The organism is Kitasatospora sp. NPDC101183, assembly GCF_044767945.1.
GTDB lineage: Bacteria > Actinomycetota > Actinomycetes > Streptomycetales > Streptomycetaceae > Kitasatospora.
On sequence record NZ_JBIWOW010000006.1, the window covers coordinates 364,610 to 372,195 of the forward strand.

7 protein-coding genes are annotated in these 7,586 nt (G+C 72.0%); 6 read left to right on the forward strand and 1 reads right to left on the reverse strand.

Annotated features, from left to right (window positions below; all coding sequences use genetic code 11):
- Positions 1-92: 92 nt before the first annotated feature.
- The 6 genes from ACIRRS_RS10955 (at position 93) to ACIRRS_RS10980 (ending at position 5,461) form a co-directional block, all read left to right on the forward strand.
- Positions 93-335, forward strand: coding sequence for a hypothetical protein (locus tag ACIRRS_RS10955; RefSeq protein ID WP_402967928.1), 243 nt, complete (start codon positions 93-95; stop codon positions 333-335).
- 90 nt (positions 336-425) lie between these two features.
- A complete protein-coding gene (locus ACIRRS_RS10960) occupies positions 426-1,316 on the forward strand; it encodes a hypothetical protein (protein WP_402967930.1) in 891 nt (296 codons plus the stop codon).
- Positions 1,317-1,414: 98 nt separating this feature from the next.
- Positions 1,415-2,305 carry a hypothetical protein gene (locus ACIRRS_RS10965; RefSeq protein ID WP_402967933.1) on the forward strand — a complete coding sequence of 297 codons (891 nt, stop codon included), beginning with the start codon at positions 1,415-1,417 and terminating at the stop codon, positions 2,303-2,305.
- Positions 2,302-2,604, forward strand: coding sequence for a hypothetical protein (locus ACIRRS_RS10970; RefSeq protein WP_402967935.1), 303 nt, complete (start codon positions 2,302-2,304; stop codon positions 2,602-2,604). The genes ACIRRS_RS10965 and ACIRRS_RS10970 overlap by 4 nt, the downstream gene beginning before the upstream one ends.
- Positions 2,605-2,760: 156 nt before the next feature.
- A complete protein-coding gene (locus tag ACIRRS_RS10975) occupies positions 2,761-4,368 on the forward strand; it encodes a replication-relaxation family protein (protein WP_402967937.1) in 1,608 nt (535 codons plus the stop codon).
- A gap of 427 nt (positions 4,369-4,795) precedes the next feature.
- Entirely contained in the window at positions 4,796-5,461 is a 666-nt protein-coding gene (locus tag ACIRRS_RS10980) for a hypothetical protein (RefSeq protein ID WP_402967940.1), read from the forward strand.
- A 164-nt stretch (positions 5,462-5,625) separates the two neighbouring features.
- Here ACIRRS_RS10980 and ACIRRS_RS10985 read toward each other — a convergent pair whose 3' ends face one another.
- On the reverse strand, positions 5,626-5,961 hold the full coding sequence (locus ACIRRS_RS10985; RefSeq protein WP_402967943.1) for a hypothetical protein: 336 nt from the start codon (positions 5,959-5,961) through the stop codon (positions 5,626-5,628).
- Positions 5,962-7,586: the final 1,625 nt, after the last annotated feature.

A 7,586-nucleotide genomic window follows, 5' to 3' on the forward strand; every position in this document is an offset into this window, starting at 1 on the left:
ACGGCTCCGCTTGCCATAGCGGGCCGCCCGCTGCTCCTGCTCGTTGCTTACAGTTCCGTCCACCCGCACGCCCGCCCGCCGCTGGTGAGTGGGTGCCAGACGGGGGCGGACGGGCCGCGCTGGACCAGGCTTCGATCGGGGGCACGCCGACCTCGCGCTCGACATGGCCACCGCGCTGGGGCTGGTCACCCGAGGCCGCCCGCGACGGCATCGCGCTCGACTGCACCGACGCGCTGTCCACCGCCGTCGCCCTCCGCCTCGGCCTGCTCCTGCTCGCTGCCGACCCGACTCCGGCATCCGGGCAGCTCGCCGACCAGCACGGACCCAGGGAGTGACGTAGATCACGTCGGCATGGGCGAGATTTTCTGTCGCTCCGCCATCGTCTCGCGCCCGGAGGGTGACCCTACTTCCGCGGAGGACACCCGATGAACCCCCCAGACACCGTGCGCACCGACAGCCCGGGCGGCCACCCCTTCGGTGAACCGGCGTTGCCCCGCCGCCTCCACCTGCGGGACGGCAAAGAGCTGGTCGAGATCGCCACCTCCGAAGGCGAGGTGGTCTACGAGCGGCTTAACCCCCACACGGTCACGGTATTCCGCGACCAGGGGCCGATGTTCGAGGAGCCGGATAGTCTGGGCCGGCACCTGCCCTTCATTACCCCGGAGTGGCCCGACCACACGAATACGCAGGTGCGGGCTGCCATGGCGGCCCGCATCGAGGCGGCCCAGACCGGGGGAAGCCCCGACCTGGCAACGTTCGGCCGGATCGCCCTGGGCCTGAACCGCAGCGCGCGCTGGTCCGAGGCGCTGTCCACGGCGTTGCTCGGCGACTGGGCGGACCCGCTGTACGACGGCACCGGCCTCACCCCGGCAGCGCTCGGCCGGCTTCGCTGGGAGGCCAGGACGATCCACCGTCAGCTGGCGCCCCTGTGGCAGCGGCGGACATACGGCAACCAGCGGGTCACCCTGCTGGAGAAGCCCCTCCATAACGGCGCCACGTGGAGAGACCTGTTCGCCGACCGCAGTCTGCCCCCCGACCGGGTCCTCGACCAGATGCCGGGCGACCGGCGCCTCGCTGACCTGATGGCCAGACTCGGCCAAGTCGAACGCGACGTTGTCCTCGCCCTCGGCCGCCCTGGGGTAACCACCTGGGCCGAAGCTGCCGCACTGACCGGCAGCACCCAGCCGGACAAAGACGGCGACAAGATTCGTCGCAAGGTCCGCCGTGCCATCCAGGAACTGCACCGTCGCGACCAGCAACGGACCGACGGGCCCACCGGCCTGTGGACCCCGGCCCGCAACCGCGGTGTGCGATGACCAAGTTCCTGCCGTCTACGCAGTGCCCCGCGACCCGGACTGTCACCCCGCCCACCCCGGTTCTCCGGGTCACACCACTCACGGAGTTCGAATCCGTCATGTCGCCGCTGCTCGAAGCGGCGCCCGGGGCGGTCTTCGATCTCCGGGGCGCCGGTGCGCACGACGGCACCTATACGGTGGCCGCCGACGGGACGGGTATCGCCCGGATCACTCACACGACCCTCTTCACCCACATCAACGGCCTGGGCTTCTCGGCGAGGGGCACCCCGGCCGACCTCGCCCGGCGGCGAGCGCACCAGAAGCCGCTCGCCGCCACGGTGATCCGGCCCGCAAGTGACGTTGAGATCGGTGCGCAGCTTCCCCACGCTCTGCGTGCGCTCGCCGCCCGCCAGGCGGCCATCCATGGCAACCTGCACCATCTGACGGGCTCGTTCAACCGCGACGTACTGCGCCTGGGAACCGACGAGCAGTGGCAGGAGGCGGTCTCCACCGCTCTGCTCAGTGGCTGGGCCGATTCTCTGCAGACTGACGGCACGCTGACGCCCACGGCTGTGCTGCTGCTTCGGAAGGAGGCTCAGGCCATCCACCGCCAACTGACGCCGCTTTGGAAGCGGCGGACGTACGGCAACAAGCGGGTCATCCCGCTGGAGACTCCGGTCTACAACGGCGCGACCCTGCGCGACCTGCTCGCCGACCGGAACCTGCCTGACGGCCCACTCTTCGACGAGATCCACGACCGGCGTCTCGTGGCCGTCCTGGCCATGCTCGCGCCGGCCGAGCAGGACGTCTTCCTCGCCTTCGGCCTGCCCGACGTGACCACCTGGGCCGGGGCGGCCGATGCGGCTGGCAGTGTCCAGCCGGACAAGGACGGGGAGAAGGCCCGCCGTAAGGTCCACCGCATCGTCGCCGAACTCCGTCGACGCGACCAGCAGCGCGTCGACGGCGCCACCGGCCTGTGGACCCCGACCCATGACGGGGGAGCCCGGTGATCGCCTTCCTGCTTGTTGTGGCCGCTGAGTTCCTCGGCTCCCTGGCGGCCAGTGCCGCACGAACGCTGGTCACCTGGACGGTCAAGATGATCCGCAACAAGAGGTCAAGCGGCGGCCCACCGGACACAGGTGGCGACGACGAAGTCGAGGCAGGGCCCGGCGACCCGCGGCAACTGCCTGCCGACGGCGTGCCGCCCCTGGTGATGGGAGGGCCGTCCCAGGTCACGCCGTCGGCATCGGTACCGCCCGTGGAGGTGTGCCGGGTCCAGTGGACGAGGCTCCGGCGCCGACAGGTGTGAGTGCCGGCCGCTCGCTGGTCGGGGGTGGCGGCGGGGGCCGGAGGGGGGTGGTTGGAGAGGGTGCGGCGCGCGGGTCGGGAACGGGCTTGGCCGTTGTCGTGGCGGCCGGATATCCCTCAGAGGCAGCAGCCCGACCACGACCACCGGGAGATGCCCGTGAGCACCCGTCAGAGCCTCGCCGTGCCCGACGACAACGACGACCAGGCCGAAGCCGTCGAACCGCCGCTGCCGTCGTCCCGGCCGGGCCGGACCGCGTACCGGCGCGGCGCCGCCAACCCCAACGGTTCGACCACCGCGCTGCGCGCCGACGTCCTCGGCGCGCTCGGCGTCCTCAAGGTCGCCACCGCCGACCAGCTCCAGCGACTGCTGCGCCCCCGGGCAGCGTCGAACAAGGCGGTCCGGCAGGCGCTGGGCGATCTCGCGCTGCACGGCCTGGTCGCCTCCGACGGCAACACCCGCGACCGGCACAAGACGTGGCGGCTGGAGGGAACGGCCGGGCTGGAGGCGGCCGGGCAGGTGCTCGGCCTGCCGCGTGCCGACATGGGCTCCACGGCCCGGGGCGCCGGACGCTCCGGTGCCCGGCACGCGATGGCGGTCAACGAGACCGTGCTCGCCTTCGTACGGGGCGGCACCGCGCCCGAAGCCGCGGGCGGGGTCGGCACCGTGACCGACTGGGCGACCGAGGTCGAGTTCCTGCTGCCGGGCGGCCGGCGCAAGGTACGACCGGACGCGGTGTGGCAGGCCCCGGAGATTGGGGTGCCGGTCCTGATGGCCGAGGTCGACCGCTCCACCATGGCGCCGGAGCGGGTCGCCGCGAAGTTCACCGCCTACCGCGAGCTGTTCCGTACCAAGATGAAGAGCACCGACCCCGCCCTGGCCGAGCAGGACCCGGCCGACCGCACGGTGCACCGGTGGCGCCGCACCTACCCCGGCCCCCATCCCCGGCCCGGCTACCCGCCCGTCGCCCTGGTCGTCGCCGGCGCGGGGCCCGTCGCCCTGGCCAACCGTCAGGAGGCCGTGGCGGACCTGTCGGCCGAGTGCTGGCGTGGACAGGGGTGGACCGTCCCGCAGGACGACAACGACGGCGACGGCTGGCGCGAGTACGACGACGCCGTGCCCATCCTCGCGACCACCCTTGACCTGCTGGCCGAGCACGGCCCCCTCGGCCCCGTCTGGTGGCGCTACGGCCGCCCCGGCCGGCACTCCCTGCTCGACGCCCTGGAGAACCCGGACAACCGCGCCGCCTACGACCAGCGCCAGAAGGCCCGGGAGAAGAAGGCCCACCAGGAGCACCGAGAGTGGATGCGCACCCTTGCCTGCGCCGACTGCGGCAAGGTCCCCAAGCAGGAGAGCACCTGGCACTACGGCCCCGACGGCAACCGCGTGGAGTGGACCCACCAGCCCGGCGGCCGCTGCTGGACCTGCCACCAGGACCGCGAGGAGCGCCTGGAGCGGGAGGCCGAAGAGCAGCTGGAGGCAGCCCGGGCGGCGAACGCCGCGCTGCGCCCGTGCTGGTCGTGCCGGGGCTCGATCGGCGGGAAGGAGGGCTCGGAGCTGGAGCTGCGGGAGAAGGCCGGCCCGGGCCGGCTGGAGTGCCCGCAGTGTGAACAGGACCGCGCCGTCGAGGACTTGGGCCCGCTGGTGCTGCCGGTCCCGACCAAGCGCGAGCTGGTGGCCGCTCTGGTCTCCACCCTGGATGACCCGTGGTGGGAGGACCGCGTGCTGCACGCCAAGCTCTACCCGGCGAAGGGCCGTCGGGTGTGACCTGTTGGTTGTTGTGGAGGTGTTTTGGCCTCACGCGCTGGGTTGTCTGGACCTTTGGTTGGACCTGTGGGCGGTGTGGTGGGGGTTGGTGTGGGTCGGGTTTTGGTGACTGTGTGGTGGTTGATGGGATCGGGGGTGGTGTTGGTCGGGTTGGCCGGGTAGGCGGTCTTTTTTGGGCGCGTGTTCGTCTTGGTATTTCGTGTGGAGTGTTTTGATGAATTGATCAGCGTGGTTTTCTGCATTTGGGTTGGAATGGGCCGGGTGAGGGCCCGCCACGGGGGTCGGTGTTCGGTTTCTGCCCGGCTGGGCCTGGCTGTGCCCCTGGGCCCCGTTCGGGGTGGGAACTCTCGGGTTCGCCTGGACGCTGATGCGCACGTACCCCTGCACGATCGCCCGGTCTTCGGGCGGAGGAGAGGAGCCCCGCGCGGTGAGCATGCCCCCTGCTGACGGCCAGAGCGGGATGGTCTTCCACCCGACCACGCTCAAGTCGGGCCTCAGGACCTACTCGCGGCACCCTGAACCGGCGATCTGGTGCTGCATCGGCCACGTTCCGCGGCTCGATCGTGTCGCTTCCCGGAGGGCCGTCTCCATACACGAAGCCGGTCATACGCTCGTCGCCCTTCACGTCGGAATGCACGTTGAAGGCGTCGAGATCGTCGAGCAGACCCGAGATGGGGGCTGCGGGCCACGGCTTGAACTGGGAGGCGCGACGAGTCTCGGCGGCTACGAGCTCGCGCGCTCGGCTGTGGTCAAGCAGTTGGCGGCGGGGGAGCGGGCCGAGCAGCGCTGGTTGCGGGACCACGGCCTTTGGACGCAGGACCGTGGATGGGTGGCCGAGATGGGGGGCCTGCACGACCGTGACGCGGCCGGTCCGCAACTCCGTGCGTACACCAGGAGCGACGACCAGAAGACTTTGCTTGGGGCGTACGCCTACTTCGGCGACCAGGCTGAGGAGGTCCTTGAGCAGCACTGGCCGGCGGTCCTCGCTGTGGCCGAAGCGCTGGACGAGGCAGGCGAGCTGACCGGTGACCAAGCTGCTGCGCTCGCCGGCCTTCCGAACCCGGCACCCCGCCTGAGCCCGTCGTCCGGGTAGGGCGAGGACGTCGGCGGTCGGGAAGGCGGGCCTTCCCGGCGGCTTGGTGCTGGTGGTGGTGTTCGGTGGGCGGTGGTGGGCGGGCCGGGTGGTGGGTGGGGGGCAACGCGGGGGTGCAACGGGGTGTTGCGCTGGGGTGTGACACGGTGGTGTTGCGGGTCTGGTCAGGCGTTATGTGGCTGGGAGCGGGGCCGCTGCCGTGTTGCGGTGTCGTGTTGTTCGGGCTGTGTCGGTCCGGATCCGCGTTCCCGGTCGAGGTCGGCCAGTACTGCCGTACGGGCTTTGGGCAGCACTACCGCGTCTACCGGGGCGAGCAGGGCCTGAATGCCGGGTCCGGCCATCCGGAGGGCGCCGTGGAGCGTTCCCAGGCTCTCCAACACGGACGAGGCGACGGCTGGGGGCAGCCGGCCCAGATCGACCACCGCCTCGACCAGATCGTCGGAGACGACGGCCAGCTCGGAGGCCGCCCGGTGAAGGCGTGCAAACGGATCAGCAGACATGCCTGGTCAACGACCGCGCACCCCCACGGATGCTCACCCCGCCCCCGTCCACCCCGCCGCCGCGCCCGCGCCGCCCGCCTGGCCGTCGTGCTGGCCGTGTCGGGTCCGGTTCGTTGTCCTGCTGGGTTCCGGTTCGGTGGCCTTGGCGGTCCGCTGGCCTCGGTCTGGGTGATTGCGCGGCAATCACCCAGACCGGTCGGCCGGACCGCCGCTGTCCGGTCCGCCGGCCTCGGCGGCTCCCCGTCCCCTGGTGTCTGCCTGCTTGCCCGCTGCTGCGCCTTGGCCGTTGTCTGGGCGTTGTTGCCCCTGCTGGGCCCCTGGCCGTCGCGCTGCTGCGCCCGCCCGCTGGGCCCTGGCCGTCGTCCTGGTCGGCGCCCCGCCCCGCCGCTGCGCCCTACTGGTTGCCGTCCTGGGTCGGCCGCCAGGCCGTCCCGCTGCGCCCGGAGGCGGCCGTGGCGAGGCCCTGGTGGCCGGTCCTGGCCGCCGTCCCGGCTGCCCCGGCCCCCTGGGCTGCCTGGCCGCCTCCGGGCGCGGCCTGCCCGCCGCCCCGTGCTGCTGTCCAGGGCCGCCGTCCAGGCCCGGCCGTCCTGGCCCGGTGTTCGGTTTGGTGGTACTGCTCCGGGAATCGCTCGGTTGACGCTGGGCGGGATTTTCTGGGCGGCGTGGAAGGGCGGTTGCCGTGTCGTCGTGGAGGGCCGTAGGCCCCTTTCATGAATGCCTGAATGGGATTTCTTCTCGCTGCGCCTCGAAAGGGTTTCTGGTTGCCGTACGAAAAGGGTCGGTAGGGAATTCGAATTACCACCGGGACGGCGGACGAATAGAGCCAGGATGGAGGGTCGCCGCGAGGTTGTCTGTTCGCGCTCTGCGCCTGTCCTGGAGCCGGTACTGTCGAGCGGTGGGGAAGCCGGGGAAACGCCACCGGATATGCTTCGGATTCCGGTCCGGAGTCTGCGGTTGAGGGCCCATCAGGGGCCGCCGTCCGGGCCGCCTGTGAGGGGCTGCCATCGGGGCCGGGGGAGGCCCGGGCCGGACCGGAGGCCCACCGGCGCCTCCCGAGGGCCGCAGGCCCCGCCCCGAGGGCGGTGGATGGGCCGACAGGCCAGGAACCGCAAGGCGGGACCGGCCATCGGCCGGGACCGGGGAGGGGCCCTGGGGGTGGGGTTGTGGTTACTACCGGAAGTCCGCGTCACATCGTCAACGCCCAGGGCCGCAGGCCCCGGCCGGCACCCCGCCCGATCGGGGGAAGGGGGCCGCTACCCGAATTCCGCGTCACATCGTCAACGCCCGCCCCGGGGCGCAGCCCCGGAAACCCTGCCAGCAAACCGGCCCGTAGGGCCGCCGAAAGGCCAGCCCAGGAAAGCCGGAAAGCCGACCGATTGACGGGCCGTAGGCCCGGTGCATTGCCCCGGGAATGGCGGAGCGCAGCGACGCCCGACGCCCGCCACCAACCACCCCAGCGCGCCCGCGAATTCGCCATCGGCGAATTCCCCCAACCACCCACCACCCGCCGAGGCGCAGCCGAGGCCACACCACGCACGGTGACGGCGTAGCCGGCACCCCCGCACCTGGCGGCGCGTCAGCGACGCTGCTCCCGCGCCAGCGGGAGCTTAGGCCGCAGGCCTCCG

Excerpts from the sequence above, each read along its gene's own strand:
- ACIRRS_RS10960 (WP_402967930.1), top strand. The coding sequence starts at position 426 with ATGAACCCCCCAGACACCGTGCGCACCGACAGCCCGGGCGGCCACCCC.
- ACIRRS_RS10965 (WP_402967933.1), top strand. The coding sequence starts at position 1,415 with ATGTCGCCGCTGCTCGAAGCGGCGCCCGGGGCGGTCTTCGATCTCCGG.
- ACIRRS_RS10985 (WP_402967943.1), bottom strand. The coding sequence starts at position 5,961 with ATGTCTGCTGATCCGTTTGCACGCCTTCACCGGGCGGCCTCCGAGCTG.